The sequence below is a fragment of the Arthrobacter sp. TJ-240 genome (genome assembly GCF_058269195.1).
The window spans coordinates 721,041-747,011 of the sequence record NZ_JBZCNG010000001.1 but is presented as its reverse complement, the minus strand read 5'-3'; the positions used below and the strand labels follow the sequence as shown (position 1 = coordinate 747,011).

At 68.7% G+C, this 25,971-nt stretch carries 28 protein-coding genes; 14 read left to right on the top strand and 14 right to left on the bottom strand.

Features of this window, described 5'->3' with window-relative positions; genetic code table 11:
* Positions 1 to 12: 12 nt before the first annotated feature.
* The 5 genes from AC4D2C_RS03640 to AC4D2C_RS03620 all read right to left on the bottom strand — a co-directional run bounded on the left by AC4D2C_RS03640 (position 13) and on the right by AC4D2C_RS03620 (position 4,516).
* A complete protein-coding gene (locus AC4D2C_RS03640) occupies positions 13 to 537 on the bottom strand; it encodes a 2'-5' RNA ligase family protein (RefSeq protein ID WP_490912668.1) in 525 nt (174 codons plus the stop codon).
* 48 nt (positions 538 to 585) lie between these two features.
* Positions 586 to 1,503: an FHA domain-containing protein gene (locus tag AC4D2C_RS03635; protein WP_490912667.1), complete on the bottom strand. Its 918-nt coding sequence runs from the start codon at positions 1,501 to 1,503 to the stop codon at positions 586 to 588.
* 15 nt (positions 1,504 to 1,518) lie between these two features.
* Positions 1,519 to 1,764, bottom strand: coding sequence for a hypothetical protein (locus AC4D2C_RS03630; protein ID WP_490912665.1), 246 nt, complete (start codon positions 1,762 to 1,764; stop codon positions 1,519 to 1,521).
* Positions 1,765 to 1,910: 146 nt separating this feature from the next.
* Positions 1,911 to 2,894, bottom strand: a complete 984-nt coding sequence (locus AC4D2C_RS03625; RefSeq protein WP_490912664.1) for an aldo/keto reductase — start codon at positions 2,892 to 2,894, stop codon at positions 1,911 to 1,913.
* 8 nt (positions 2,895 to 2,902) lie between these two features.
* Complete coding sequence (locus AC4D2C_RS03620; protein ID WP_490912662.1) at positions 2,903 to 4,516, bottom strand: cryptochrome/photolyase family protein; 1,614 nt, start codon at positions 4,514 to 4,516, stop codon at positions 2,903 to 2,905.
* Between the two features lie 144 nt (positions 4,517 to 4,660).
* On the opposite strand from AC4D2C_RS03620, the gene AC4D2C_RS03615 reads away from it, so the two are divergent.
* From AC4D2C_RS03615 to AC4D2C_RS03605, 3 genes are all read left to right on the top strand, one after another.
* Complete coding sequence (locus AC4D2C_RS03615; protein WP_490912660.1) at positions 4,661 to 6,154, top strand: FAD-dependent oxidoreductase; 1,494 nt, start codon at positions 4,661 to 4,663, stop codon at positions 6,152 to 6,154.
* An 86-nt stretch (positions 6,155 to 6,240) separates the two neighbouring features.
* Positions 6,241 to 7,221 (top strand): serine hydrolase domain-containing protein, encoded by a 981-nt coding sequence (locus AC4D2C_RS03610; RefSeq protein WP_490912658.1) that lies wholly within the window; start codon positions 6,241 to 6,243, stop codon positions 7,219 to 7,221.
* Between the two features lie 125 nt (positions 7,222 to 7,346).
* Positions 7,347 to 8,111, top strand: coding sequence for a VldE C-terminal domain-containing protein (locus AC4D2C_RS03605; RefSeq protein WP_490912657.1), 765 nt, complete (start codon positions 7,347 to 7,349; stop codon positions 8,109 to 8,111).
* Positions 8,112 to 8,394: 283 nt separating this feature from the next.
* Here the strand turns inward: AC4D2C_RS03605 and mscL are convergent, their stop codons facing one another.
* Positions 8,395 to 8,814: a large conductance mechanosensitive channel protein MscL gene (gene mscL, locus AC4D2C_RS03600; RefSeq protein ID WP_490912655.1), complete on the bottom strand. Its 420-nt coding sequence runs from the start codon at positions 8,812 to 8,814 to the stop codon at positions 8,395 to 8,397.
* Between the two features lie 66 nt (positions 8,815 to 8,880).
* Positions 8,881 to 9,438 carry a TetR/AcrR family transcriptional regulator gene (locus AC4D2C_RS03595; protein WP_490912653.1) on the bottom strand — a complete coding sequence of 186 codons (558 nt, stop codon included), beginning with the start codon at positions 9,436 to 9,438 and terminating at the stop codon, positions 8,881 to 8,883.
* A 61-nt stretch (positions 9,439 to 9,499) separates the two neighbouring features.
* Here AC4D2C_RS03595 and AC4D2C_RS03590 point away from each other — a divergent pair, with 61 nt between their 5' ends.
* The 3 genes from AC4D2C_RS03590 to AC4D2C_RS03580 all read left to right on the top strand — a co-directional run bounded on the left by AC4D2C_RS03590 (position 9,500) and on the right by AC4D2C_RS03580 (position 13,462).
* On the top strand, positions 9,500 to 11,071 hold the full coding sequence (locus AC4D2C_RS03590; RefSeq protein ID WP_490912651.1) for an MFS transporter: 1,572 nt from the start codon (positions 9,500 to 9,502) through the stop codon (positions 11,069 to 11,071).
* 135 nt (positions 11,072 to 11,206) lie between these two features.
* Positions 11,207 to 11,770: a GNAT family N-acetyltransferase gene (locus AC4D2C_RS03585; RefSeq protein ID WP_490912649.1), complete on the top strand. Its 564-nt coding sequence runs from the start codon at positions 11,207 to 11,209 to the stop codon at positions 11,768 to 11,770.
* Between the two features lie 78 nt (positions 11,771 to 11,848).
* Positions 11,849 to 13,462 (top strand): peptide chain release factor 3, encoded by a 1,614-nt coding sequence (locus AC4D2C_RS03580; RefSeq protein ID WP_490908765.1) that lies wholly within the window; start codon positions 11,849 to 11,851, stop codon positions 13,460 to 13,462.
* A 21-nt stretch (positions 13,463 to 13,483) separates the two neighbouring features.
* On the opposite strand, the gene AC4D2C_RS03575 is transcribed toward AC4D2C_RS03580, so the two are convergent.
* The 4 genes from AC4D2C_RS03575 to AC4D2C_RS03560 all read right to left on the bottom strand — a co-directional run bounded on the left by AC4D2C_RS03575 (position 13,484) and on the right by AC4D2C_RS03560 (position 16,842).
* Positions 13,484 to 14,353, bottom strand: coding sequence for a TPM domain-containing protein (locus AC4D2C_RS03575; protein WP_490912647.1), 870 nt, complete (start codon positions 14,351 to 14,353; stop codon positions 13,484 to 13,486).
* 102 nt (positions 14,354 to 14,455) lie between these two features.
* The gene (locus tag AC4D2C_RS03570) at positions 14,456 to 15,196 is read right to left on the bottom strand and encodes an ANTAR domain-containing protein (protein ID WP_490912645.1); all 741 of its coding nucleotides are present in this window, start codon (positions 15,194 to 15,196) and stop codon (positions 14,456 to 14,458) included.
* 212 nt (positions 15,197 to 15,408) lie between these two features.
* Entirely contained in the window at positions 15,409 to 16,062 is a 654-nt protein-coding gene (locus AC4D2C_RS03565; protein WP_490912644.1) for a thioredoxin-like domain-containing protein, read from the bottom strand.
* A 126-nt stretch (positions 16,063 to 16,188) separates the two neighbouring features.
* Positions 16,189 to 16,842, bottom strand: coding sequence for a DUF305 domain-containing protein (locus AC4D2C_RS03560; protein WP_490912642.1), 654 nt, complete (start codon positions 16,840 to 16,842; stop codon positions 16,189 to 16,191).
* A 153-nt stretch (positions 16,843 to 16,995) separates the two neighbouring features.
* Here AC4D2C_RS03560 and AC4D2C_RS03555 point away from each other — a divergent pair, with 153 nt between their 5' ends.
* The 4 genes from AC4D2C_RS03555 to AC4D2C_RS03540 all read left to right on the top strand — a co-directional run bounded on the left by AC4D2C_RS03555 (position 16,996) and on the right by AC4D2C_RS03540 (position 20,533).
* On the top strand, positions 16,996 to 17,319 hold the full coding sequence (locus AC4D2C_RS03555) for a metal-sensitive transcriptional regulator (RefSeq protein ID WP_490912640.1): 324 nt from the start codon (positions 16,996 to 16,998) through the stop codon (positions 17,317 to 17,319).
* A 42-nt stretch (positions 17,320 to 17,361) separates the two neighbouring features.
* Entirely contained in the window at positions 17,362 to 17,580 is a 219-nt protein-coding gene (locus AC4D2C_RS03550; protein ID WP_490912638.1) for a heavy-metal-associated domain-containing protein, read from the top strand.
* A gap of 1 nt (position 17,581) precedes the next feature.
* Entirely contained in the window at positions 17,582 to 19,819 is a 2,238-nt protein-coding gene (locus tag AC4D2C_RS03545; protein WP_490912636.1) for a heavy metal translocating P-type ATPase, read from the top strand.
* Between the two features lie 153 nt (positions 19,820 to 19,972).
* On the top strand, positions 19,973 to 20,533 hold the full coding sequence (locus AC4D2C_RS03540) for a uridine kinase family protein (RefSeq protein WP_490912635.1): 561 nt from the start codon (positions 19,973 to 19,975) through the stop codon (positions 20,531 to 20,533).
* Positions 20,534 to 20,956: 423 nt separating this feature from the next.
* Here the strand turns inward: AC4D2C_RS03540 and glsA are convergent, their stop codons facing one another.
* Both glsA and AC4D2C_RS03530 read right to left on the bottom strand, forming a co-directional pair.
* Complete coding sequence (gene glsA, locus AC4D2C_RS03535; RefSeq protein ID WP_490912634.1) at positions 20,957 to 21,925, bottom strand: glutaminase A; 969 nt, start codon at positions 21,923 to 21,925, stop codon at positions 20,957 to 20,959.
* Between the two features lie 236 nt (positions 21,926 to 22,161).
* A complete protein-coding gene (locus AC4D2C_RS03530; RefSeq protein WP_490912633.1) occupies positions 22,162 to 22,431 on the bottom strand; it encodes a ribbon-helix-helix protein, CopG family in 270 nt (89 codons plus the stop codon).
* A 742-nt stretch (positions 22,432 to 23,173) separates the two neighbouring features.
* On the opposite strand from AC4D2C_RS03530, the gene AC4D2C_RS03525 reads away from it, so the two are divergent.
* The 4 genes from AC4D2C_RS03525 to AC4D2C_RS03510 all read left to right on the top strand — a co-directional run bounded on the left by AC4D2C_RS03525 (position 23,174) and on the right by AC4D2C_RS03510 (position 25,390).
* Positions 23,174 to 23,845: a GAF and ANTAR domain-containing protein gene (locus AC4D2C_RS03525; protein ID WP_490912631.1), complete on the top strand. Its 672-nt coding sequence runs from the start codon at positions 23,174 to 23,176 to the stop codon at positions 23,843 to 23,845.
* Positions 23,842 to 24,108 (top strand): hypothetical protein, encoded by a 267-nt coding sequence (locus tag AC4D2C_RS03520; protein WP_490912629.1) that lies wholly within the window; start codon positions 23,842 to 23,844, stop codon positions 24,106 to 24,108. Before AC4D2C_RS03525 ends, AC4D2C_RS03520 begins: the two co-directional genes overlap by 4 nt.
* 117 nt (positions 24,109 to 24,225) lie before the next feature.
* The gene (locus tag AC4D2C_RS03515) at positions 24,226 to 24,573 is read left to right on the top strand and encodes a hypothetical protein (protein WP_490912627.1); all 348 of its coding nucleotides are present in this window, start codon (positions 24,226 to 24,228) and stop codon (positions 24,571 to 24,573) included.
* Between the two features lie 187 nt (positions 24,574 to 24,760).
* A complete protein-coding gene (locus AC4D2C_RS03510) occupies positions 24,761 to 25,390 on the top strand; it encodes a GNAT family N-acetyltransferase (RefSeq protein ID WP_490913030.1) in 630 nt (209 codons plus the stop codon).
* 140 nt (positions 25,391 to 25,530) lie between these two features.
* Here AC4D2C_RS03510 and AC4D2C_RS03505 read toward each other — a convergent pair whose 3' ends face one another.
* Positions 25,531 to 25,914: a hypothetical protein gene (locus AC4D2C_RS03505; RefSeq protein ID WP_490912626.1), complete on the bottom strand. Its 384-nt coding sequence runs from the start codon at positions 25,912 to 25,914 to the stop codon at positions 25,531 to 25,533.
* Between the last annotated feature and the right edge of the window lie 57 nt (positions 25,915 to 25,971).

Below are 25,971 nucleotides of genomic sequence, written 5' to 3'. Positions count from 1 at the left end.
TGAGCGCGGCGGTCACGAGCCGCCGAGCAGCACGAGGCGTTTCTCCTTCGCGTCCCAGCGCCGGACGATCCCCGCATCGAGTTGCTCCATCGGGCGGTTCCGCAGGATGCCGAGGGCGGACGCCAGCTGGTCCGCGGTGAGGCCATGGCCGAGGGTGATGTGCGGCGTCCACGCGCCGGGCACGGTGGTGGGGACGGCGTCCGCGACGCCGTCCAGAACCCGCCAGATACGAGAGTGCAGGTCCGTCAGGGCGGCATCGGCCACCACGTGGCGGGCGAGCACGAACTTGCGCCGCGTGGGGAAGACGAGGAAGCCCGCCGTCACCAGCGCCGGCCCCTCCCCCGCCACGACGGACGCGAGATCGACGTCGTAACGGTCGTCTATGCGTGCGGCAGCCGCCAGCGTGATGTGCGGGGCGTTGCTGAAGGACTGGTGCTGGGACTGGTTGGGCAGACCGGCGGCCTCCAGCGCAGCCCAGTCCTCGAGCAGGAACGCCTCCGACGCCGGTCCCAGCAGGAGCTCGACGTCATCGGCCATGCCGTGCGTGCCCTACTGCCGGTCCCGGCGGCTCCCCTGTCCGCCGGCTCAGCGTCGCTGTCGCCGGAAGTCGCCGACGCCCTCCGAGCCGTCCACCTCGGTGGCTCCGGTACGGGGGTTGCGCTGCGGACGCTGGTAGGACAGCTCCCCACCGTTGCGACCGCCGAACGGCCTGCCGTGGTCCGCGTACTCCTCCCGGAAGAATGCCAGCGCCCAGGCGCCGAGCTGGATCCGTGCGCCGGTCCGCAGGATCGAGGGTTCCCTGCCGTTGACGCTGCCCGTGATGGCGCCGCGCGGCACCAGCACGTACTCGTCGTCCTCGGTGTGCAGGACCTCCGCGTGGACATCATCGAGGCCGTCGAGCCTCAGCATCGCGTCGACCGAACTGCCGATCGTGGTGTGGTCTGCCACGAGTTCGAACTCCCGCGGCACCTGGCCGTTCCAGACCTGCGAGTTCTGCACGAAGATGAGCCGCGGACGGCCGCCGCCCCGCACGTAGTGCGTCGTCGTGATGGTCCGCCTGATCCGGCGGTTGACCGTCGGCACCAGGGGGAACGGCGTGGACGGCGGGAGGAGCGACGGTGCGGAGCCCTTCTCGAGCGCGCGTCGCCCGATGCCGAGCAGCGGCGCGAGCGTCCCCGGCGACCCGAGCCGGATGTGAGGGGAGCGTGTGATCAGGCGCTGCGCCATGGAGGTCTCCACCGCGCCGAGGCTGACCAGCGGGCCCTTGGGACCGGCAACGGACACCGCGAGTCCGCGGCGCGCCAGGGCTCCGGCGAACGCCCGTACCTGCCCGATGCCGGGCAGGTTGTTCCCGCGGAACGCTGCCGGGTCGTCCACGAAGATCTCGACCTTGGTGCCGGCCGCCTTCACGGTGCCGGTCAGTCTCGCCTCCGGCTTGCCGTCGGTGGCCGGCTCCGCCAGCGAGAAGTCGATGTCGATGTCGAACCTGAGTGACGATGCCATGTCGGTCGGGGCGGTTCAGCCCTGGGAGGTGCCGGCGGCGTTGTCACTCGTGGTGATGCGGAGCGTCCCGTCGAACTTCCAGGTGGCACGCGGGGCGTCCGGGCCGATGTCCCTCGGGACCTCGATGGTCATGTCCTGGAGCGTGTAGTTGATGGCGGCGCCCCGGCCGGTGAGGTAGGACCACATCTCCTCGGCGAGGTCCGTCCAGTCACGGATGGTGTGGGTATCGCCGGCGCTCGCGCTCGAGGTGTTCTCAGTCATGTCGATTCCTTCATCGGTTCTTCAACAATGACAGACGTCCTCTGACTCCGTCTGACGTGGGTACCCCACACCCTAGTCGAGGCGCCGAGCCACCGGTACCCGCCGCGATACGTGCGCACCGCCGGCGGGTCCCGGTGTCCCGCAGGTCACCACTTCGGGTGGACCGTTCCCCTGAAGTGGCGGTCGTAGATGCCGGCGACGTCCGCGCTGATCCTGCCGCCGAGTTCCGTGTGATCGGCTGCGGCGGCATTGGCGCGTGCCTGCTCGGGGTTGCGCGCTCCGGGGATGACCGTGCTGACGCCGTCCTGCGCGATGATCCAGGCGAGCGCCGCCTGCGCGGTGGTGACGCCGTCCGGCACCAGGTCGGCGAACTCCTGCGCAGCCTGCAGCCCGGTCTCGTAGTCGACGCCGGAGAAGGTCTCACCGACGTCGAAGGCTGCGCCCTTGCGGTTGTAGTTGCGGTGGTCGTTCTCCGCGAACGCGGTGTCCTTCGTGTACTTGCCGGAGAGCAGGCCGGAGGCGAGGGGGACGCGCGCGATGATGCCGACGCCGGCCGCCTCCGCGGCGGGCAGGACCTCGTCGAGCGGCTTGAGGCGGAATGCGTTCAGGATGATCTGCACACTCGCGGTGCTGCCGCGGGAGATGGCCGCGAGCGCCTCGTCGGTGCGCTCCACGCTGACGCCGTAGTTCCTGATCACGCCGTCGGCCACGAGGGTGTCGAGGGCGTCGTACACCTCGTCGGAGCTGTACACGGAGGTCGGCGGGCAGTGCAGCTGCACGAGGTCGAGGGCGTCCACGCCGAGGTTGGTCCGTGACCGGTCGATCCACTGGCGGAAATTGGCGAGCGAGTAGTTCTCGGGGGTCTGGTCCACGCGGCGGCCCATCTTGGTGCCCACCAGGATGTCCTGGTCCGGGTTGTCCGCGAGGAACCGCCCGATCGTCGTCTCGCTCCTCCCGTCGCCGTAGACGTCCGCCGTGTCGAAGAAGGTCACGCCCGCTTCGACGGCGGCGTCGAGGACGGCGACGGCGTCCTTGTCCTCCACTTCGCCCCAGTCCGCGCCGAGCTGCCAGGTGCCGAGACCGACGACGGAGACGGGGCGGCCGGTTCTTCCGAGAATTCGTTGTTCCATGATTCCGACTATAGGCCGGGCAGCGTGGCCTGGGCCGCCGGAGCCCCCGCCCTCGCGCGTTCCTCCGGCGTCGTGCGATCCTCCAGAGGAGCGCGCGCCTGCGTCCGCGTGCGCTCCTCCGTGCGGGCCGGGCGGTACTCGCCCACCGACGTCGACCCCTTGCCGGGGATCCAGCGGGCGGCCTCGTGCTGCAGGTCCCTCTGCCGCTCGGCGTCCATGCGGTCCAGGAGCGCCACCACCATGTTCGACCGCGGGTTGCGGGCGAACAGGTCCCGGTAGTCCCTGACGAACTCCCAGTACAGCGCGTCCCAGCTGAACCGCCAGGGGCCGTCCCTGAAATCGCTCATCTTCTTGATGTAGTTGCTGCCGCTGACGTAGGGCTTGGTGGTGATCATGCTGCCGGCGGCGTACTGGCTCATGGCGTAGACGTTGGGCACCATGACCCAGTCGTACGCGTCGATGAACATCTCCATGAACCACTCGTAGACGGCGTCGGGCCTGGCCCGCATCAGCAGGGCCGCGTTCCCGAGGATCATGAGGCGTTCGATGTGGTGCGCGTACGCGGTGTCGAGGATCCGCGTGATCACGGAGTCCACCGGTGCAAGGCCGGTCTCGCCGGTCCACCACCGCTCGTCGAGGTCCGCGGTGAGCTCCAGTGTGTTGCCGGTCCGCATCTCGCGCCCGCGGAGCACGTAGGACGCGCGGATGTACTCGCGCCAGCCGATCACCTGGCGGATGAAGCCCTCCACGCTGGCGATGGGCGTGTCGTGGCGTTCCGCGAAGTCGAGCGCGAGATCCACCACCTCGGCGGGGTGGAGGAGCCCGGTGTTCATGCTGGAGCTCAGGGCCGAGTGGAACAGGTAGGTCTGGCCCACGGCGATGGAGTCCTCGTAGGGGCCGAACAGCTCGAAGCGCTCGGTGAGGAACGCCTCCAGGGCGTCGGACGCCTGGCGGTGCGTGACGGGCCAGTTGAAGGAGTCGGCGTTGCCGGGGTTGTCGGGGAAGGCGGTCGCGACCCAGGCGATGGCCTCCCGGACCTCCACTGGGCGCTCGAACGCGGGCAGGTCCGGCAGGGTGAGCGTCCTCGGGAGCTTCTTGCGGTTCTCCGTGTCGAAGCTCCATCTCCCGCCCGTCGGGGAGCCGTCGGCTTCGACCAGGAGGCCGAGCCGCTTGCGCTGCCACTCGTAGAAGGTCTGCATGCGCCAGTTGTGCGAGGAGAAGTAGGTGCCCAGGACGTCCCGTGCCGTGAGGAACTGCGGTGTCTCGAGGACGTGCGCCTCGACGCCGGCGTCGGCGAGCGTGCGGGCGAGCCTGCGCTCGAGCCAGTCGTCCACGACGTCGTAGTAGGTCACCATGGTGGCCCCGCGGTCGGCGAGCACTGCGGCCAGACGCTCCTGGCTGGCGAGCTCGGCCGACGTCTCCACGTAGTCCACGTCATAGCCCGCATCCTTCAGGCGTCCCGCGAAGAGGGTCATCGCAGCACGGTGCAGTACCAGCTTCTGCTGGTGGAACCGCAGGCTGCGGAACAGGAGGTCGTCCTCGAGGAACACGAAGCGGGTGTCGCGGGAGGCCTCGAGGTGCTCCTCGAACAGCTGGTTCGGCAGGACGAGTCGAACGTGCACCGGGGCGCCTTCCTGAAGGAAACAGTCGTCGGCCGCCACCCTAGCGCCCGCCTCGGACACTGCCTCGGACGACCCTCGGACGCTTGACTGTAAGCAGGCTTAGTGGTTCCGTGGGAGCACCGTTCGGCTCCTGAGAGGACCACCGTGAGATCACTCTGGCTCGACACCGCCCCGCCCATCCCGTCCGACTCCCTGCAGGACGGCGCCGCGTACGACTCCGTGGTGGTGGGGGCAGGGCTCACGGGCCTGACGACGGCGTTGCTCCTGGCCCGGGCCGGCCACCGCGTGGCGATCCTCGAAGCCCGGACCGCAGGGGCGGTGACCACCGGCAACACCACGGCGAAGGTCTCGCTCCTCCAGGGCACCAGCATCTCCACCATCCTCAAGCACCACGACGCCGAGTTGGCGCGGGCCTACGTGACCGGCAACCGGGAGGGCCAGAGCTGGTTGCTGCGGTTCTGCGACGAGCACGGTATCGGCTACGAGCGGCGCGATGCCGTGGACTACGCGACCACCGACACCGGTGCCCGGAAGCTCACCGACGAGCACGAGGCCTGCACGGAGGCCGGCCTCGTCACCGAACTCGGAAATGCCGCCGAACTCCCCTTCCCCGTCCGGAAGACCCTGCGCCTGAAGGACCAGGCGCAGTTCCACCCGCTCGAGGTCCTCGCCGGTCTGGCCTCCGAGTTCCGGCGGCACGGCGGATCGCTCATCGAGGGTGTCCGCGTCGAGGGGGTCGCGAAGGCTCGCGCGGGGGGCGACGGCGTCGAACTGAGGACCAGTGCGGGTGCCGTGACGGCATCGAACGTGGTGCTCGCGACTGGCATCCCGATCCTCGACCGCGGCGGGTACTTCACCGTGCTGCAGCCCATGCGCTCCTACTGCGTGGCGCTCACGGTCGGCGACGACGTGCCGGAGGACATGTACCTCAGCGCGGACTCCCCCACCCGGTCGCTGCGGACCGCCACGGTGAACGGCACGAAGTACCTGATCGTCGGTGGCAACGGCCACAAGGTGGGCCACAGCTCCAACACGCAGGCGAAGGTGGACGACCTCACGCGCTGGGCGCAGGAATACTTCCCCACCGCGCGGCCCGCCTACGCGTGGTCCGCCCAGGACTACACCCCGGCCGCGGCCGTCCCGTACGTCGGCAAGGTCCCGGCCGGTGGCGGGCACATCTACGCCGCGACCGGCTACAACAAATGGGGCATGACCAACGCCGTCGCCGCGTCCCTCGCCCTCGCGGCCGAGATCCTGGGCGGCAACATGCCGTGGGCCGAGACGCTCTACCGCACGAAGGTCAGCCCGGCCGATGCCCTGCAGACCGCCCAGGCGAACGCCGTCGTCGGCATGGAGATGGTCACGGGCTGGCTCTCGGGCCTCGCGCGGTCGGCGTCGTCCGCTCCCGCCGAGGGTGAGGGACGCGTGATCCGCGAGGGCGCACGACCCATCGGCGTCTGCACCGTCGACGGCGTGCAGCACCGCGTCTCCGCGGTATGCCCGCACCTGAAGGGCGTCCTCACCTGGAACGACGCCGAACGGTCGTGGGACTGCCCGCTGCACGGCTCGCGGTTCACGGCGGACGGCAGGCTGCTGGAGGGCCCGTCGACGTCGGACCTGGCGGACACCCGCAGGTAGGCCGGAGAACACGCCCGTCTCCTGACCCTGTTGCGCGCGGCGAGGAGCCCGCGACGGAAACGCACCACCGACGGAGGGAGATCGCGATGACGACAGGATGGGCGGGAGACGCGCACCTCGTGCGGGCCATGGACCGCGCGGTCGGGTCAGCACCCGCAGCGGTGGCGGTCGTCGCCCCCGGGCGTGAGCTGACGGCGACGGCGGGCTCGGACCACCGCTCCACCTTCGAGATCGGGTCCATCTCGAAAGGGCTCACGGGGCTGCTGTACCGGGACGCGGTGGAGCGGGGCATCGTCTCCTCGGACACCGTGCTTCGCGAACTGCTCCCCCTGGAAGGGCACGGGGACGTCGGCTCCGTGAGCCTGGGGTCCCTGGCCATCCACCGCTCCGGGCTCCCGGGCCTGCCGCCCGGCATGCAGCCGGTCCGCCGATCGCTCCGGTTGTGGATCCGCGGCGAGAACCCCTACGGAGATTCACTCGCCGAGCTCCTCGAGCAGACGCGCGGCCTGCGGCTCGGCACCCCCCGGCCCCGCTACTCGAACCTGGGGTTCCAGCTGCTCGGGCACGCCGTCGCTGCGGCAACCGGCAGCAGCTACGAGCGACTCCTGCATGACGTCCTCGGACCGGAATTCTCGACGCCTGCACGCGCAGCGGACCTCGGGCCCACGGACCTGAGAGGATCCACCCGCTTCGGGCGCCCCATGCACCCCTGGGTCGGCGAGGCCATCGCTCCCGCGGGAGGCATCCGCGCGACCATCGATACGATGCGGGACTTCCTCCGGTCGGTCCTCGACGGGACGGTCCCGGGCGTCTCGGCGCTCGATCCCGTCGCGGACCTCGCGCCCCGGGTCGGCATCGGCGCCGCCTGGATCACCATCGAGCATCACGGCCGCAGGGTCACGTGGCACAACGGCAGTACCGGAGGGTTCAGCAGCTGGATCGGCGTCGACCGCGACGCCGGTACCGGAGTCGTCGTGCTCACGGCGGTCCACCGCTCCGTCGACCGGCAGGGTCTCCGGCTCCTAGAGGACTTCACGTCCGGGACGGCGTCGTCGCCCGACCGCTGACCGCAGGGTGCGGGGTCGAGGTCCCGCCGGTGGGAACTTCCGGACCCGGCGGTCGAGTTAACCCTTCGGCTGCTTCTGGGGGCCGGAGGGCAGCACTTCAATCGCCACACAAGGGGTCCGTCATCGTGAGCCGAACCGTCGTCACCCGAGCCGGGCTCTTCGGGCGGCTGCTCCTGGGCGTCTTCCTGCTCGGGGGGCTCGCCGCAGTGGCGGTCCTCCTCGGGCCCGGTGTGCTCGGCGCCCTGCGCACGGACGGCATCCCCCTGCCCGGCGGCCCGGACTGCACGGTCGGGACCTCCGACGGGGTGACGGGACTCGACCGAGCCCAGGCGAAGCGTGCCACCACCGCCGTGGCACTCGCCGCCCGGGGCGTGGCGGTCCCCGACACCTCCGGCCTGGACGACGCGGTGTTGCAGCGGCTGGCCGACGGGCCGGTCGGGGACGCAGGGCCCGTCCTGAGCTGCCGGGGATCAGCGGCGACGGATCTGCCGGTGGAAGAGCTCACCGCCACCGGCCTGACACCCCGTGCCGAGCAGGTGCGCACGGACATGGCCGAGGTGTTCGGCGAGCAGAGCGTGGGTGGTTTCGCGCCGGGGGGTGTCGGCCAGGGGCATGGCGGGGATTCGACGCACTACGACGGCCGGGCCATCGACATCTTCTTCCGCCCGGTGACCGAGGAGAACCGGCGTGAGGGGTGGATGCTCGCGCACTGGCTGGTCGCCCACGCGGACGACCTGGACATCCAGTACGTGATCTTCGACGACCGGTTCTGGAGCGCACACCTCGATCGGGGGCAGTGGCATCCCTACGACGCACCCGAACCCGCCAACGAGATCCTGCGCCACCTCGACCACGTCCACGTGGACGTCCTCGGTGGTGGCCCTGCCTGAGGGCGGGTGTCAGCCTCGCGTGCGGCGGACCCTGGCGGCGAGTCCGCTCACTGAACCCGTGGACCTGCTGATGAGGATGACGAGAGCGCCGAAACCCGCGATGGAGACGGCGATGCAGGCCACGTAGAGGAACACGGAGAGACAGCCGGACGCCGGATCGAGGAACGGGTACGGGTACGGGACGCAGCCGCGATGTTGCCCTGCATGGTGAAGAACCCGAAGAAGTTGAACGGGTTCACCGCCTCACGCAGCGGGACGCGCTGCGTGCCCACGGCGAGGACGGTCATCGCCGGGCTTCCCGCGCAGCCATCTCCTTCAGCAGGTCCCGCATCTCGGTGAGGAGCGCGGTGTCGACGGGCATGGGCTCCTTCACGGCGTCCTGCGCCTCGGCATGGGCCCGGAGCCGGGCATTCGCGCGGTTCATCGGCACCACGAAGAGGAAGTACACGACGGCGGCGGTGATGAGGAACGTGATCATCGCGGTGATGACGGCTCCGACGTCGACGAACGTCGCGTCATTGCCGGACCGGAGGCGGAACCCGAGGCCGGAGGCGTCGATGCCGCCCGCGGAGGCCACGATCGGGTTGATGATGTTCGCGGTGAACGCCCCGACGAGCGCCGTGAAGGCGCTGCCGATGACGACGGCGATCGACAGTTCGATGACGTTGCCGCGCAGGATGAAGTCGCGGAAGCCCTTGATCATGGGATCCTCTCGGGGTCGGGGCATGGACGGTCGGCACGGCTCCGACGGGGGCGGGAACGCACGCCGTCAGGAGTCGGCAGGCGCGTTCCCCCGCCGGGAGACGATGAGGTCGACGACGTCGAGCAGGTCGTCGATCTCCCCGCGGCTGGTGCGGCCGGCCCCGTCCGTGGCGAAGAAGGCGGCGTCGTAGTAGAGGCCGTCACCGAGCAGCTTGACGGCGCGCGCAGCGGTGCGGTCACCGAGCTGTGCCTGGAGCGTGTCGAGCCAGCCCTCCTGGATCTCGGCCAGCGAGGACTTCGCCGTCGGGTGTCCCTGCTGGGCGAGCCGCGCCATGGACACGAGCGCCCGGTCGAGGGCGCTGTCCTCGAAGACCGAGGTGCGAACGTAGTAGCGCGCGGCTCCGTCCTCGGCCGAGGCCATCGCCTCGCGGTCCCGGTCGGCGAGTCCGCGGAGACGGTCCGCGAGGCCGTCCACGAGGGCCTCCTTCGAGGGGAAGTGGTAGAGCAGTCCGCCCTTGGAGACGTCGGCTGCGGCGGCGACCGCCTCCATGGTGGCGGCCCGCTCACCGTCGCGGATCAACGCGTTTTCGAAGCTGTCGAGGATGCGCTCGCGGGAACTGGACACCCGCTCATGATACCGGTCACGTTTCTTGTACTGTACCGGCTGGACGGTATAGCCTTGAGGAATGACAACCACACCCTCCGCTTCCGCACGCGTGTCCGAGGTGAACCCGCGTGCCGTTCAGCTCCCCTCCCTTGCCGGCCGCCGCGAGTGGTTCGCCCTCGCCGTGCTGATGCTGCCGGTGTTGCTCGTCTCCGTGGACAACACCGTGCTGAGCTTCGCCCTGCCGGAGATCTCCCGCCACTTCGCCACGAGCGGCACCATGCTGCTCTGGATCGTGGACAGCTACCCGCTCGTCCTGGCGGGACTCCTGGTCGCGATGGGCAGCTTCGGCGACCGCTTCGGCCGGCGCCGCCTGCTCATCATCGGCGCGGCGGGCTTCGCCCTGTTCTCCGTCGCGGCCGCCTTCGCGCCGACCGCCGGTTACCTCGTGGCATCCCGCGTGGGACTGGGTGTCTTCGGCGCCATGCTCATGCCCTCCACGCTCTCGCTCATCCGCAACATCTTCACAGACCGCAACCAGCGCCGGATCGCCATCGCCGTCTGGGCCGCGGGCTTCTCGGCCGGCGCCGCCCTCGGGCCCCTGCTCGGCGGCCTGCTGCTCGAGCACTTCTGGTGGGGTTCCGTGTTCCTGCTCGCGGTCCCCGTGCTCGTGCTCATGCTCGCGTTGACCCCCGTCGTCGTCCCCGAGTCGAAGGACGCCAACCCGGGCCGCGTGGACTACGCGAGCATCATCCTGTCCATCGGGACCATGCTGCCGGTGGTCTACGCCATCAAGAACCTCGCCAAGGGCGGGCCGCTGCTCGTCTCCGTGACCGCCGCGTTCATCGGCCTCGCCGCCGGCACGGTGTTCGTCATGCGTCAGCTGCAGCGCCGCGACCCCATGCTCGACGTGCGCCTGTTCACGGTGCGGGCCTTCACGGGCGCCGTCCTGGTGAACCTGCTGGCGATCTTCTCGCTCGTGGGATTCCTGTTCTTCGTGTCCCAGCACCTGCAGCTGGTGCTCGGCTACACCCCGCTGGACGCCGGGCTCGTGCTGCTGCCGGGCCTGGTCATGACGATCGTCGCGGGCCTCGGCGTCGTGCCCCTCGCCCGGCACATGCCGCCGCATGTCGTCGTGTCGATCTCACTGCTCTTCTCCGCAGTTGCGTACTCCATGATCGCGCTGCTCGGTGAGGGCGGGTCCGCCGGCTTTCTCATGATCGCGTTCGTGGTCCTCGGGGTCGGTGTCGGCGCTTCGGAGACCGTGTCCAACGACCTGATCCTGTCCACCGTCCCGGCCGCCAAGGCCGGTGCCGCGTCGGCCGTCTCGGAGACCGCCTACGAGGTGGGCTCGGTCCTCGGCACCGCGGTGCTGGGCAGCATCCTGCTGGTGTCCTACCAGCGCAACCTGCTGCTGCCCGCGGGCCTCAGCAGCGCCCAGGCCGAGTCCTCCACCGAGACCCTCGGAGGAGCGGTCGAGGTGGCCACGCAGCTCGGTCCCACCAGTGCATCCCTCCTCCGGGATTCGGCTTTCCTCGCCTTCGACAGCGGGGTCACGGTCACGGCCGGCATCGCCGCCCTGCTCATGGTGGGCGCCTCGGTCCTCGCGGCATGGAGCCTGCGGAGCACGACGGCGGAGCGCGTCGGGCACTAGGCGACCGGCACTGCACGGGGGGCCGTTCCGGGAGGAACGGACCCCTCGTGGGTTCCGGCGGGTTCCGGCGGGCGCCTGTGGTCCTGTCGGTATCCGGCCGTTGTCCGCCGACCGCCCGGGTGGAACAGTGGACCCATGGTGATCGAGGTGCGCCCCGCGACGGTGTTCGCCGATGTCGCGGCGATGGTGGGGCCCAAGCGACCGGACGCGAATGTCTGCTGGTGCCTCAGCTACCGCATCCCTTCCCGGCAGAACACCGCCCTGGTGGGCCCGGATCGCGGCGACCTCGTGCGGCGCCTGTGCGCGCAGGACCCGCCGCCCGGAGTCCTCGCCTACGACGGTGACGAGGTGGTCGGCTGGGCCGCCGTGCACCCGCGCGCCGACACGAGCTTCGCCCGGAACCGCAGGATCCCGCACATCGACGACACCGATGTGTGGTCCGTGTGGTGCATCCGGGTGCGGCCCGGCCATCGCGGGAAGGGCATCTCGCACCGCCTGCTCGCCGGCGCCGTCGACTTCGCGCGGTCCTACGACGCGCCGGCCATCGAGGGGTACCCCGTCGACAACGGGGACAGGAAAGTTGATCCCACCATGGCGTACGTCGGCACACGGAGGCTCTTCGAACAGGCCGGCTTCACGCAGGCAGCCGAGACCACGTCGGTGGTGAACGGGTTCCCGCGCATCCTGATGCGGCTGTGACCGCGCCGACAGCGATGCGCACAGCGAACACGGGCCCTCGCCGCCGGGTGTCCCGCCGGCATCGGGGACAATGGGAGGGTGGCCCTGCTTACCGAATCCCCTGTCCTCGACGCCGACGCCGTCCGCCGTGAGGCCGGACGCCGTCGTACCTTCGCCGTCATCTCCCACCCCGACGCCGGGAAGTCGACGCTGACGGAGGCCCTCGCGCTCCTCGCGCGCGCCATCCAGGACGCGGGCGTCACGCACGGCAAGTCGAGCCGCCATGCCACCGTCTCCGACTGGATGGGCATCGAGCAGGAGCGTGGCATCTCGATCAGTTCCGCCGCCCTGCAGCTGACCTACCGCGACACCATCCTCAACGTCGTGGACACCCCCGGCCACGCCGACTTCTCGGAGGACACCTACCGCGTCCTCGCGGCCGTCGACTCCGCCGTCATGCTCATCGACGCCGCCAAGGGCTTCGAACCGCAGACCGTGAAGCTGCTGGCGGTGTGCAAGGCGCGCAACATCCCGATCATCACCGTCATCAACAAGTGGGACCGCCCGGGCCTGGACGCCCTCGGCCTGATCGACGACGTCGGCGAGCGCACCGGCATGACCCCGGTGCCGCTGACCTGGCCCGCCGGTATCGCCGGTGACTTCCAGGGCCTGATCGACCTCCGCGCGGACCGGGCCATCGCGCTCGAGGCAGTCGAGGCCGGCGCCCAGGCTGCCGCCGAGACCGAGGTGGACATCGACGCCCTCGACCCGCGGGACGCCGGCGCCTGGCTCGACGCGCGCGAGGAGTCGGGGCTCGTCGAGTCCTCGAACGGCTCCTTCGACCGCGAGGAGTTCGAGGCCGCGCGCCAGACGCCCGTCCTGTTCGCGGCCGCGGCGAAGAACTTCGGCGTCTCGCAGCTCCTCGACATCCTCGTGGACGTGGCCCCCTCCCCCTCACCGCGCCCGTCGAAGGAGGATGAACCGCGCCCCATCGACGCACCCATGTCCGGCTTCGTCTTCAAGGTGCAGGCCGGCCAGGACAGCGCCCACCGCGACCACATCGCATACCTCCGCATCTGCTCGGGGACGTTCGAACGCGGCATGGTCATCACCAACCAGCGCACGGGCAAGCCCTTCGCCACGAAGTACGCGCACCGCGTCCTCGGGCGCAGCCGCGAAGTGGTGGACACCGCGTGGCCGGGCGACGTCGTCGGGCTCGTGAACGCGACGAGCCTCCGCGTGGGCGACAGCCTCTTCGCGGAGGAGCCCGTGCAGTTCCCCGACATCCCGCGCTTCTCCCCCGAGCTGTTCGCCGTCGCCCGGGCGAAGGATCCGGGGCGCTACAAGCAGTTCCGCCGGGGCATCGAGCAGCTCGAGCACGAGGGTGTGGTGCAGGTGCTGCGCTCGGATCTCCGAGGCGACCAGGCGCCCGTGCTCGCCGCCGTCGGGGCCCTGCAGTTCGAGGTCGCGGCTGAGCGGCTCGGCACCGAGTTCAACGCACCGACGTCCCTCGACAACCTCTCCTACACGCTCGCCATGCGGGTGGCCCCGGAGAGCCAGGGCGTCCCCCAGACCTTCCGCGGCGGCGAGATCCTGTTCCGGTCCGACGGCGAGATCGTCGCGGTGTTCGGTGACAAGTGGAAGGTGGGGCACTTCCGGAAGGACTTCCCCGACGTCGTGCTCGAGCCGATCGGCGCCGCCGTCGACCAGTAGGACCGCTCCCGGGCCCGGAGGTCAGTAGCTGCCCGACGCCCCGCCGCCACTGAAGCCCCCGCCTCCGTTGAACGAGGACCCGGAGGCGTTGCCCCCGGTGCCGCTGGAGTAGAGCGCGGGGTTGGCGAGGTAGAGGGGAAGCCAGACGGCCGGGTTGCTCACAGCATCGTCCCCTCGGCGGCTGTACCGGTACTTCCGGTACGCCTCACGCTGTTCCTCAGTCAGGCGCAGGTCAGGGTCCGCGGTCTCGGCCGTCCGCAGCTCCTCGTCGGAGATCCGACGACGGCGGCGCGAGTCCGCCGCGAGCAGCCAGATGATCCCGCCGAGGAGCACGGCGACACCGCCCGCGACCCACCCGAAGAGCACCCAGTCGAAGGGCTCCTTCACCGGATCCTGACCCTGCGCGTATCCGTAGATCCGGCTGACGGCCTCCGTCAGCCCCTGCGCATACTCCTCGTCGCCGAACGCCGGCTCGAGGACCTCCTCGACGACTTCCTCGGCGTCGTCGTCGGAGAACGCCTCACGCACGCCGTCGGCGGTCTCGATCCGCAGCTCGCGCTCGCCGGTGTCCGCGACCACGAGCACGCCGTTGTCCGCGCCGGCGTCGCCCATTTCCCAGTCGGTCGCGACGGACCGGGCGTAGTCCTCGATCGACCCGCCCGCGTTGTCCACCGTCAGGACGGCCACGCGCGCGGCGTCGGTCCGGCTGTTCTGCTGGTCGATGAGCGCGTTGAGCTCCTGCTCCTGCTCCGGGGTGAGGACGTCCGCTGCGTCGAGGACGTTGCCCTGCGACGGCGGCTCCGGGACCGATGCCGGGCCGCCGCCGTCGCACCCCGTGAGGAGGAGCAGCAGGACGGCGCCCGCTGTGACCGCGGCGCGACTGTTCGTCATGATCGTCCCCCTGCCTGGACGGCGGAGCGGGACCGGCGTCCCGTTCACGCACAGTCTAGAGGCCCTCGCCGGCCCTCCGCCCGCGATGGTCGTACGCGGGACTCAGGAGTCGAAGTGCGTCTCGGGAAGAGGTTGCCCTATCGACGTGACGACGGCCGCCGCGATGGCGGCGAGCTTGATGTTGCGCCCGCTGGAGGCCGCCTTGAGGATGGTGATCGCCGTCTCGTGGCTGCACCTGTTCTGGGCCATGATGATGCCCGCTGCGACGTCGATGGTGGTGCGCGAGTCCATCGCGGACCTCAACTGCTTGCTCGTATCCGCTGCCTGCGCAACCCGGACGGCCATCCGCAGCGACTTCGACGCCTCGTGGGCCAGATCGGCTGCAGCGGCGATCGCCGCCTCGTCGAAGACCTCCGGCTGCGTCGAATAGAAGTCGAGACCGGCCGCGGCGAGCCCGTCGAGCGGGATGGGCACTCCGAGGGCCGAGCGGATCCCGTGATCCATGATGGCGCGCGTGTACTCCCCGAACCGCGACTCCTTCGTGAAGTCGGCGACGACGTACACCTGGCCCTCGCGCGCCGCGCGAAGGCAGGGGCCGTCGTCGAACTCGTACTGCACCTCGTCCATGCGCAGAGCGTGCTCACTGCTGCTCGCCACCGTGGCCCGGGCGCGCGGCCGGAGGAGCGTGACACCACAGGACACCTCCGTGCCCGGGGAGGAGAGAGCGTCGGCTGCGAGGGTGGCCAGCCGGTCGAGGAACTCGTTGATGTCGGAGCTCTCCAGCACCATGTCCTGGAGCATTCCCGGCAGGGTGACGTCCCTGAAGGTCTGGTTGTCGGTCACCGCTCACTCCCGTCCCCTGGTTCCGGACGGCCGTTCGGCCGCCCGCTGATGCAACGCTACCGGCCCCGCAGCCGGCGAGGAACAGTGCCTCCGCACTGGACGCTGGTACCCGGCCCGTATGGGCCGGGTCGGACGGCGACGGCACGGCACGCCGTCACCGCCCCGCCGCGCCGTCAGCACGTACGAGGAGTGCCGTCGGGCACGGGGAGGAATCAGCCGGCGCGCCCCGCGGGGGTGATCCCACCGGAGCAGGCGGCGCCGGGTTCGCGGGTCTGCTCGCCCTGGATGTACTTGTCGAGGAAGGTGCCGAGCCGTGCGTCGTCGGCGGAATCGACCTTCAGCTGCAGGCCCCAGGCGCTGGCCGCGATCGGGCTGTCGAGGTCGGGATAGGGGCTGAGCAGCACGTAGGAGCGCGTGCCCACCAGGTCCGTGAGCTTGTCGATCTCCGCCTGGCCGATGTCCGGGTTGTACGTGATCCACACTGCGCCGTGCTCCAGGGAGTGCACCGAGTTCTCGTTGGGCAGGGGCTCGGTGTAGACACCGCAGTTGGTCCACACCGGGTTGTGGTTCCCCCCGACGGGCGGTGACTGCTCGTACTCGACCGGGCCGTCGACGTGGTCGAAGGTCACGTCGGAGAACGTCTGGACGCCGTCGATCCCCTGCGCGGCCGCCGCCTCCCGGTCCCGGTTCACCTGGACCTGATTCACGATCACCAGGGTGACCGCGATGATGATGGCGAGGATCACGGCGCCGATGCCACCGAAGATCAGGGCGTTGCGCTTGCGTTCACCAGCCCGCTGCTCGGCCTGGATGGCGGCAAGGCGCGCCTGACGGTCCTGGTTCTCCTGGGATCGCTTCTTGTTCAACGGGTGTCCTTCGTGCTGGGGCGGCTGCGGCATTCACCGCGGATCGGATATCGCCGGGAACCAATCTACCGGCGGGGCGCGGCAGTCCTCGAACGCCCCGGCGGGCGCGTCCCGGACCACTCACGCCTACAGGGCGTCCAGCATGTTCTGCATCAGCGTGATCTCGGCCTGCTGGCCGGACTGGATCTTCGTGGCGAGGGTACGGACCTGCTCCGTCTCGGCGAGTTCGGCGCCGGCTCGGGCCATGTCCACTCCCGCCTCGTGGTGGTCGATCATGAGGTTCAGGTACAGCCGCTCGGCGTCCTCGCCCCGGGCGGCGCGCAGCTCGTCGAGCTGGGCGTCCGTCGCCATGCCGGGCATCAGCCCTTCGGGAGTGAGCATCGACGCGGTGTCCGACCCCATCTCCATGCCGCCGTGACCGCTTCCCGCCGCCATCCACTCCATGCGCGGCTGGGAACTGCTCTGGTCCAGTCCCCATTCCTCGAGCCAGGCGTACATCTGGCCGGCCTGCTGCTGCTGGGTGAGCGCGATGTCGTAGGCGATCGCGCGAAGCGTCTCGTCGGTGACGTTGTCGCGCACGATCATCGACATCTCCACGGCCTGGTTGTGGTGCACCTGCATGTCTCGGGCGAATCCCGCATCGGCACTGTTCGTACCCGGGTACGAGGGCCCCGCCGAGATGCGCCCGGCGGTGAAGGCCAGCGCGAAGAGCGCGAGGACCGCGATTCCGGTGAGGGCCAGGAGGACTCGCTTCTGCCAGCCCGACAGGGAGAGGGTCATGAACATCCTTGGATCGGGGGTGTGCCATCAGCCAACGTACGGCATCGCGCTGGGCGTTCCCTCAACGTGCGGGGAGCCCGCGGCGGGAATAGCATCGCACCATGGCAGGTTATACCCCCCAAGGGTATAGTCGATCAGAAAAGGAACAAGACCATGAGCATTCCGGACACCGATCACACGGCACCATACGGCTATACCGCCGACAAGGACGCCTACCTCAAGCGGTTACGGCGCATCGAGGGGCAGGTCCGCGGGATCGCGCGGATGGTGGAGGAGGACCAGTACTGTATCGACATCCTCACCCAGGTCGCAGCAATCAACAAGGCACTCCACGCGGTCTCCCTGGGCCTGCTCGAGGACCACATCTCGCACTGCGTCGTAGGAGCCGCCCAGGAGTCCCAGGCCTCGGGGAACGACGACGCGGTCCAGGAGAAGGTCCAGGAGGCGACGGCCGCGATCGGCCGGCTCCTGCGCTAGACCCACCTCATCCATCCACCTCACCCATCAAGGAGAAGAACCATGACCACCACCACCATCGGCATCACCGGCATGACCTGCGGACACTGCGTCAGTGCCGTGCAGAGCGAGCTGTCGGGACTGCCCGGCGTCGAGAGCGTCGACGTCGACCTCGTCAACGGCGGCATCTCCACTGCCACCATCTCGTCCACCGCACCGCTGGACGCCGCGTCGATCCACGGAGCGGTCACGGAAGCCGGCTACACCGTGGCGGCTTCCTGACATGACCACCCAGCAGATCCCGGGCACCGGGCAGGAGACGCGCGTCGTCGAACTCGCCATCCAGGGGATGACGTGCGCCTCCTGCGTAGGTCGGGTCGAGCGGAAGCTCGGGAAGCTCGACGGCGTGGAGGCGAGCGTGAACCTGCCGCTGGAGAGCGCCGTGGTCCGGGTGCCCGCGTCCGTCAGCGACCAGGACCTGGTCGACACCGTCGTGGCAACCGGTTACGGCGCCCACGTGGTGCACCCCGACCATGCGCACGAGGACGCCCACGACCACACGCCGTCGCTCCTCGGAGCGCGCCTGGTCCTCGCCGCCGTCCTGTCCGTCCCGGTGCTGCTGATCTCCATGGTGCCCGCCCTCCAGTTCCCGGACTGGGGCTGGGTGGTCCTCGCCCTGACCCTTCCCGTGGTGACGTGGTCCGCATGGCCGTTCCACCGCGCGGCCGCGATCAATGGGCGCCACCTGTCCTCCACCATGGACACCCTCGTCTCCATCGGCGTCACCGCGGCGTTCCTCTTCTCGGCCTGGCAGCTCCTCGCCGATCCCGCCCTGACGCAGCACCCCGGCATGGCCGGCATGGACGCGCATGGCCTCTACTTCGAGGTCGCGGCCGTCGTCGTGACGTTCCTGCTGCTCGGCCGGTTCCTCGAAGCCTCCGCGAAGCGCCGGGCCGGGAATGCACTCACGTCGCTCCTGAACCTCGGCGCCAAGGAGGCCCGTGTCCTGCGCACCGTCGACGGCGAGCGCACCGAGGTCACGCTGCCCGCCGACAGGCTGATCCCCGGCGACGAGTTCGTGGTACGCCCCGGGGAGAAGATCGCGACGGACGGCGTCGTCACGGAGGGCTCCAGCGCCGTCGACACCGCCCTCCTGACGGGCGAGAGCGTCCCCGTCGAGGTCACCCCTGGTGATGCCGTCACAGGAGCCACGATCAACACGTCCGGCAGGCTCGTGGTCCGGGCCACGCGGGTCGGCTCCGACACCGTGCTCTCCTCCATGGGCCGCCTGGTCAGCCAGGCGCAGAGCGGGAAGGCCCGGATCGCCCGGCTGGCCGACCGCATCAGCGCTGTCTTCGTGCCGGTGGTCCTGGTGATCGCGATCCTCACCTTCGTGCTCTGGCTCGTCCTCACCGGCGACCTCGACGCCGCCTTCACCGCGTCCGTGACCGTGCTCGTGATCGCGTGCCCCTGTGCCCTCGGCCTCGCGACGCCGACGGCGCTGCTGACCGGCACCGGGCGCGGAGCACAGCTCGGCATCCTCATCCGCGGACCCCAGGCCCTCGAGGACACGCGCACCGTGGACACCATCGTGCTGGACAAGACCGGCACGGTCACCACCGGCGTCATGGCCGTCGGCGACGTCGTCGTCCTCTCGGACGTCTCAGCTGCCGAGCTGGTGCGGCTTGCGGGTTCCGTCGAGGCGGCGAGCGAGCACCCGATCGCACGTGCCATCGCGCAGCATGCTGCGGGCGAGGGACGGCTTCCGGAGGCCCGGGACTTCTCGAGCGCACCCGGAGGTGGCGTGCGCGGGGAGGTCGACGGCGTGATCGTCACCGCCGGCCAGGCCGGCTGGCTGGACCAGCACGGGATCCGCCCCACCGGCGGGCAGGCGGCAGCCTTCAGTGCCGCGCAGGATGCCGGGACGACGGCGGTGTGGGTCGCCGTCGGCGGTGACGTCGCGGGCTTCATCACGCTGTCCGACACCGTCAAGGACGGTTCGGCGGCCGCCATCGGGCGCCTGCGCCGGCTCGGACTGAGGCCCGTGCTGCTCACGGGCGACAACCGCGCCGTGGCCCTGCGCGTCGCCGCCGCGGTGGGGATCGACGCGGCGGACGTGCGGGCGGGCGTGACGCCTGCGGGGAAGGTGGACGCAGTCCGGGAACTGCAGGCCACAGGAGCCACCGTCGCCATGGCCGGTGACGGGGTCAACGACGCCGCAGCGCTCGCCCAGGCGGACCTGGGTATCGCGATGGGCTCGGGCACGGACGTGGCCATCGAGGCGGCGGACCTCACGGTGATGGGCAACAGCCTGGAGCAGGTGGCGCAGGCCATCGAGCTCTCGCGCCGAACGCTGGGCACCATCAAGGGCAACCTGTTCTGGGCCTTCTTCTACAACGCCGTGGGCATCCCCGTGGCGGCACTGGGCCTGCTCAACCCGATGCTCGCGGGAGCGGCGATGGCGGCGAGCTCCGTCCTCGTGGTCGCCAACTCGCTGAGGCTGCGCAGCTTCGGGCGGTGATCCTACGGGCCGGTGCCGGCACCCGATCGGCTACTGCCGACCGGGTGCCGGCGTCGTTCCGGCCTTCCATAATGGGAGGGTCCGAAAGACCTCCGTCAGGGCGCGCACGCAGCCATCCGCGGGACCAGCGAACAGACTGATGAGGATGATTCGATGGAAGAAGAAGAATCTCGTCGGGTCGATGAGATCTGTGAGTTCGTCCTGTCCGCGCCCGTTGTAGGCGTCCGTATCATCGGGGTAGACGGTCCATCCGGTGCAGGGAAATCCACCCTCGCGCTGCCGCTGGCTTCAAGGCTAGGTGCGCCGCTCATTCAAATTGATGACTTTGTATCGTGGAACAATTTTTCCGGCTGGTGGGATCGATTCGAGGGTCAGGTGCTGGACCCCTTACTGAGCGGACAAGACGCCACCTACCAACAGCGCGATTGGGCTGGCGATGAGTTTGGAGACGGCTTAGCCGGATGGCGAACTGTTCAGTGGTCACCCGTGGTGGTTATCGAAGGTGTGACTTGTTCCAGGGCAGAAGCTTCAAACCACCTCGCCTGCCGCGTCTGGATGGAGACTCCCGCGGTCGAGCGACTGCGCAGGGGCTTGGAACGCGACGGAGATACTCACCGTGATCTTTGGCATCGCTGGATGATCGAGGAGGACGCTTTCTTCGAACGGGACAACACCCGCGAGCGAGCAGATTTCGTAGTTCCTGGCGTCGCCTGACACGAAGAGTACCTCGACAGGCGCGACTTCCCTCCAGTGCGTATCGAATGCCTGCAGGTTTTCAAGACAGTGTCATGGCGCAAGGCGCAGCGGTCAGTGAGACAACGACGATCTAGGCTTAGTTCTCCCCGCGGTGCGTCGACCGTTGAGACCGCCTTCGATTACGGGACGCGTAGTCCCGATGAAGAAGGACGGGCTGCCGTCATCAGAGCGTTAGTGGACTGCGTCGACGTGATGCCGCGATTACGCGGGAGAGACGACGGCGACCTCCGGCAAGCGCAGCGAGGAGACAGCCGTGGAGCGGCGATATGACGTAGATGTGGGTGCATGACGACTGTGCTGTCTGTCCGCGCCCCCGCTGAGCGAGTTCGACTTACGACAAGTCGGTGACCACCAGGGTCGACGTGGCGATGCTTGACGAGGTCACTGCTCGGCGCGGGACGCGCGTCCCCCGCGGTCACCGCCCGTCGCCGAGCCGAAGGCGTGCAGATCGAGCTCGACGCTCAGAAGGTCGGAGGCCACTCGCCCGCGCACGCTCGTCCCCTGCTCGTCGAGAGGCGGGCTTATGACCGCGGCACCGAGCCGCCCGGGGGCGGAGAGCACGATCGCTCCGGAGACGCTGGACTTCGCGGGGATGCCGATTGCACGCATCCAACGGCCTGAGCCGTCATACACACCGCAGGTCGCCATGACCGAGACGACGTCGCGGGCCACGGCCGGCGGGACGACGCGCTCCTCCGACACCGGGTTGACTCCGCCGCAGGCGAGGGTCGCCCCCATCACCGCGAGTGCCTTCACGTCGACCAGGACGGCGCAGGCGCGAGCATAGACGGCGACGGCATCGTCGGCACCGACGTGCAGGGTTCCCTCCGCCCGCATGAGGTGTGCGAGTGCGTGGTTGCGGTCGCCGAGGAGGTGTTCGTTGTGGGCGACGCTTTCATCCACTTCGAGCCGACGCCCGGCGAAGGCGGAGAGGCCTCGGAGGATCCGCTCGTTACGCTCGTCGACATCGCTGCCGTCGATGAGCGATGCCGTGAGCAGCGCTCCGGCATTCACCATCGGGTTGGGTGGGCGGCCGGTGCCGCTCTCGAGCTTGATCGCGTCGAAGGCTTCGCCGGTCGGTTCGATTCCGATGAGGTCCAGGGCGTCGCCGTCCGTGTCCAGCAGGGCCAGGGCGAACAGGAACGGTTTGACCGCCGACTGCACGCTGAACGGTGACTCCGCCTGCGTAGTGCCGCGCACCGTCCCGTCGGGCAGGGCCAGGGCCAGCGCGCATTGGTCGGCGTCCGCGGCGGCGAGTTCGGGGATGCTGTCGTCCACCGATCCGCCGTTCTCTTGCATGACCCGCGCCCGCAGATCCTCGAGGTCATAGGTTCCTGCGTCCGGTGTCATCCGTCTACAGTGACACAGGTCGTGCTGAATGGAGGCAGTATCGGGTGCGATCGACTGCTTGCAGGGGGATGGCCTGCGACGACGGGAGTGACTTCCGGCCAACTCGACTGCCCCCTGCCATCGAACGGGTCGGTTCTAGGCATCTCGATGCCATACCGAATCCGCGACAGCGTCTCCGTAACACTCCGCCCCGACCCGTCCGGCTAACCATCGGCTTACGGGCGGGGCGTTCTGGTTTAGGGGCTGGACTCCGGCTCTTCCATGAGATGCGTCGTGAGCTGTTCGAAGTCACGATCGAATCCGCCCTGCTCGTAACGGGCAGTCTTCTGATTCCAGTGATCTTCCTCGAGCTTTGACAGGAAAGCATCCAGCGCGAGGCGGATATAGAGACCGCGGCTGCGACCCGTGTGCTCAGCCAGGGCGTCGATCCGTTTGATGGTGTCCGGTGGAAGTCGCACGGAGACGACCTGCCCAGACGAGTGCGGGTGCTGCTTGCTCGTTGCCACGTAGGTCTCTCCTCGTCAGTTGTAAACAAGGTTTACAGCTGACGACTGACATCGGGGAGAAGACTGCCGTGCCTCGTAGCTGAAGAAGCGCCCCACCGCAGCCCCGTGCTCCATGGTCGGGACCAGTGACGCCCTGCACGGTGAGGCACTCCCACGAACGACCGACCGGACAGGCGTTGCATGATGCCTCGGCCCTTAAACCCCTGTGTTGCAGAACTCACTGGTGCACAAACCGGTCGAGGCCGATCAAGAAGGCATCAAGGGTTTGTGCGCCACCTGTGCACGGCACATAAGCCCCCCCACGCTCCGCTGCTTGTTCCACACACCCGGACAGCAGGGAGCAAGGGCCCGTCTGCACGCATCCACCTGTGGGCGGGTGGATCCCGAAGGGTGGAGCTCAAAGCCGTCCGTTTGTGGATGAGCAATGCGCATGGGAATGACAACCTCATTGAGATCGAAAGGGCCGGCGTGACACGTCCAGCAAGGAGAACCCTCAGGGCGATTGAACTGGATGCGCACGCCGTCCCTGCATCAGGGGTGATGCTGCGGCGGTTGTCGGTCGGGCGTACTAAAATAGGGGATGTTCGGTTGATGCCGACACCCCTTCCCTAACGAGGTTGAGCAGACAGCCTCATTCCCGGCAGTGACGATCCCTGCCCCGGATTAGTGAAAGCACACTGTGGAGACGACACCTCGAGGCTCGGCGGAGCTTCTAACAATTTTCGGACGAACCAACGGTCACTTGCTGACGAAGGAAACCGCACACGAGGCGGTGAACGGGCTGGCAGAAGTCGCCCGCGACATCATCGCCACCGCGACGGGCGCCGGCGTCAGCCTCATGGACCAGAACGGACAACGCCTCAGCGTAGGATCCACCGACGACGGTGTCCTGGCAGCCGATGACCTGCAGTACGAGCTCGGTGAGGGCCCGTGCATCAGTGCATGGGCAACCGGCACGCCCGTGTACGTCGGTGACACCCGCGAGGACCCCCGGTGGCCCGGGTGGACCTCCGCAGCAGCGGAAAGCGGTGTCCGGTCCTGCCTCAGCGTTCCGCTCCTGCACACCCGCACCGGACTCGGTGCGCTGAAGGTCTACTCCGATAGGGCCGATGCCTTCACCGATGAGCACCGGCGTCTGCTGGTGAACCTCGCCCGGTCCGCGGCAGTTCTGCTCGGCCACATCCAGGCCAGTGATCTTCCGCAGCGCATCAGCAGCGATGTGAAGGCATCCCTCGCAGAGCGGGACACCATCGGCGTGGCTCGAGGGATCCTCATGGAGCGCCACAATATCGACCGGCAGACGGCGATGAACCACCTCATCGAGCTGGCCACCGATGAGGGCACGACTATCGCAGCGCAGGCGGACATCATCAGTGAGCGCCGGAACGGTACCAGCCCCGCCACACAACGATGACATTCGGGCTCTCCCCCGAGGAACAGCGCCTGCGTACCCTTGATGCCATTCGCGCGACCCGGCTGAATGTGCAGCAGGTGTGGGTCCGGTACTTCTCGCTGACAGGTAACGCCGACGAGTTGGAAATCGACGCATACCTGCACGGAGCGACCTGCTTGGTCCCGTTGGACCGGAACCTCGTCGCGCACGCCGTCAATGAACTCATCAGCGAAACCCCCCGGCTCGCCGCCCCCTACAGCGACGACGAGGAGCCGAACACCTGATTCTGCCCGACACGGCCTGTTGGCTGTTCGGCAACTCCGCTCGCAATTACCGCAAGGGAGCGGCCACATGGTTGGTGTACAGCCCAATCGACCGGGGACTGCAACAGGAAGATTGCGGTGGCCTTTCCAGTGCTGGTCTTGCTGACCTGGAAGGACTGGCATCGGCTGCGGAAGGGACAACCAATGAACGAGACGATGGACGAGCAGCACCGTAGGGTCATGCAACTCGTCATGGACAATGCGCTACATCCTTGGGACCTATGGATCGAGTACGTCGCCCTCGCCGGCAGCGCCACCGAGGACGAGGTTGCCGACTACATGCACGGCAAGGGAAACCTTCGACCCTTGGAGCGGGACCTCCTCGACATGGCGCTGGCAAGCTTGCTCGAATCGGACTGGAACCGGCGCCCCTACGGCAGGTTCCTCAATCTTGCGGAGAACGCATCGCTGTACGACGATCATTAGCCACCCTGCTGTGCGCGCCAGGTGCCCTGGTCCAAGTCCGTGGGTGAATTGCTGGTTCGATCCGCAGCAGGCATCCCTTTCGCCCGGCTCCTGCCCCTAACTTTGGCGAATGCGGACTGAAGCCGACGGTTGCTTCCGCTAGTTTGGCTCGTGTACATCCGGCCGGTTGTCGAAGGGGTGGGCGCTGATGGCAGGTACTGGGCCAGGGGCAGAACTTGCGGCTGCGTCCCTGCGGGTCATCCCGGCCAACGAGGCGCCCTGGGAGGATCTTCAATCGGTGCTCGGTGCAGCCTCGCCTCGCAGGTGTCAGTGCCAGCGCTACGCATTGCAGCCACGAGAGAGCTTGGCGTCCTTCCCCGCAGAGGAACGCGCCCAGAGGCTCCGCCAAGCAACGTACTGCGACGATCCAACATCGCCTCGGACCACGGGGATCATCGCCTACCTCGGCGAGGAACCGGTGGGATGGTGCGCGGTCCAGCCGCGCACCGCCTACCCGGGGTTGATACGGAATAACCGTGTCCCATGGGTTGATCGCACGGAGGACAAGAACGACGACAGCGTGTGGGCCGTGACATGCTTCGTGACCCGCATCGGCTACCGCCGACGCGGCATCAGCCGGGCACTGGCGTGCTCGGCCGGGCAGTACGCACAGGAACAGGGCGCTCGAGCGGTGGAAGGTTATCCCCTTACCAGGACCGCGGTCCTCGACGAGGAACTCCACGTAGGTACCGTCGCGATGTTCGCTCAGGCCGGCTTCCAGGAGGTAAGCCATCCGTCCAAGCGGCGAGTAGTCATGCGCAAGGACTTCCACCCATGACAAGGCCAGCTGCTCCCCGATGGATACGTGCGGTCGCTTGGGCGAAACCCGTCAGCGGGACGATCGTCTTCGGGTCTGCTGTCTCCCGTGAACACCTGGGATGCTCCTTGACCGGGTAAAGGATTCCCTCCCAGCGGGTATCAGTTGTGTCCTCTGTCATTCCCGCCGTCACCGTCAGTGTCTGCGTTGTCGGGTTCTTCCACGTGGCCGATGGATTTCTCCTGCAGGAACTGGCATAGCGAGGCCGCGAGGAGGAGCTCCGCAGCAAGACCGTGGAGCTGTGGAGCGCTCAACGTCGTTTCGGCCTTCCGCATGCCGATAGTGATGGACCATGTCGGGTCCCCGACGGCGACTGGCTGCATGTAGATTTCCGTGCCGTCGTCGCGCAGCGGAACGGTGACGAGACCGGTGTCAGCACCATCGAGCCCGTCCTGCACCAAAACGGTGATCAGCGCCCCGCCCTCCCGGGTGGTCCGGAATTCTTCAACCCAAGCTTCGAGGGTCTGCCTACTTCGAAAGGGCACTGGCACTTCCTATCCCGACTGCGGAAGGCACACGGTAAAGGCACCAACCGGAACGTA

Coding starts and splice junctions, on each gene's coding strand:
- AC4D2C_RS03640 (WP_490912668.1), bottom strand. CDS start 537: ATGGCCGATGACGTCGAGCTCCTGCTGGGACCGGCGTCGGAGGCGTTC.
- AC4D2C_RS03635 (WP_490912667.1), bottom strand. CDS start 1,503: ATGGCATCGTCACTCAGGTTCGACATCGACATCGACTTCTCGCTGGCG.
- AC4D2C_RS03630 (WP_490912665.1), bottom strand. CDS start 1,764: ATGACTGAGAACACCTCGAGCGCGAGCGCCGGCGATACCCACACCATC.
- AC4D2C_RS03625 (WP_490912664.1), bottom strand. CDS start 2,894: ATGGAACAACGAATTCTCGGAAGAACCGGCCGCCCCGTCTCCGTCGTC.
- AC4D2C_RS03610 (WP_490912658.1), top strand. CDS start 6,241: ATGACGACAGGATGGGCGGGAGACGCGCACCTCGTGCGGGCCATGGAC.
- mscL (WP_490912655.1), bottom strand. CDS start 8,814: ATGATCAAGGGCTTCCGCGACTTCATCCTGCGCGGCAACGTCATCGAA.
- AC4D2C_RS03590 (WP_490912651.1), top strand. CDS start 9,500: ATGACAACCACACCCTCCGCTTCCGCACGCGTGTCCGAGGTGAACCCG.
- AC4D2C_RS03585 (WP_490912649.1), top strand. CDS start 11,207: ATGGTGATCGAGGTGCGCCCCGCGACGGTGTTCGCCGATGTCGCGGCG.
- AC4D2C_RS03575 (WP_490912647.1), bottom strand. CDS start 14,353: ATGACGAACAGTCGCGCCGCGGTCACAGCGGGCGCCGTCCTGCTGCTC.
- AC4D2C_RS03560 (WP_490912642.1), bottom strand. CDS start 16,842: ATGACCCTCTCCCTGTCGGGCTGGCAGAAGCGAGTCCTCCTGGCCCTC.
- AC4D2C_RS03555 (WP_490912640.1), top strand. CDS start 16,996: ATGAGCATTCCGGACACCGATCACACGGCACCATACGGCTATACCGCC.
- AC4D2C_RS03550 (WP_490912638.1), top strand. CDS start 17,362: ATGACCACCACCACCATCGGCATCACCGGCATGACCTGCGGACACTGC.
- AC4D2C_RS03545 (WP_490912636.1), top strand. CDS start 17,582: ATGACCACCCAGCAGATCCCGGGCACCGGGCAGGAGACGCGCGTCGTC.
- AC4D2C_RS03540 (WP_490912635.1), top strand. CDS start 19,973: ATGGAAGAAGAAGAATCTCGTCGGGTCGATGAGATCTGTGAGTTCGTC.
- glsA (WP_490912634.1), bottom strand. CDS start 21,925: ATGACACCGGACGCAGGAACCTATGACCTCGAGGATCTGCGGGCGCGG.
- AC4D2C_RS03520 (WP_490912629.1), top strand. CDS start 23,842: ATGACATTCGGGCTCTCCCCCGAGGAACAGCGCCTGCGTACCCTTGAT.
- AC4D2C_RS03510 (WP_490913030.1), top strand. CDS start 24,761: ATGGCAGGTACTGGGCCAGGGGCAGAACTTGCGGCTGCGTCCCTGCGG.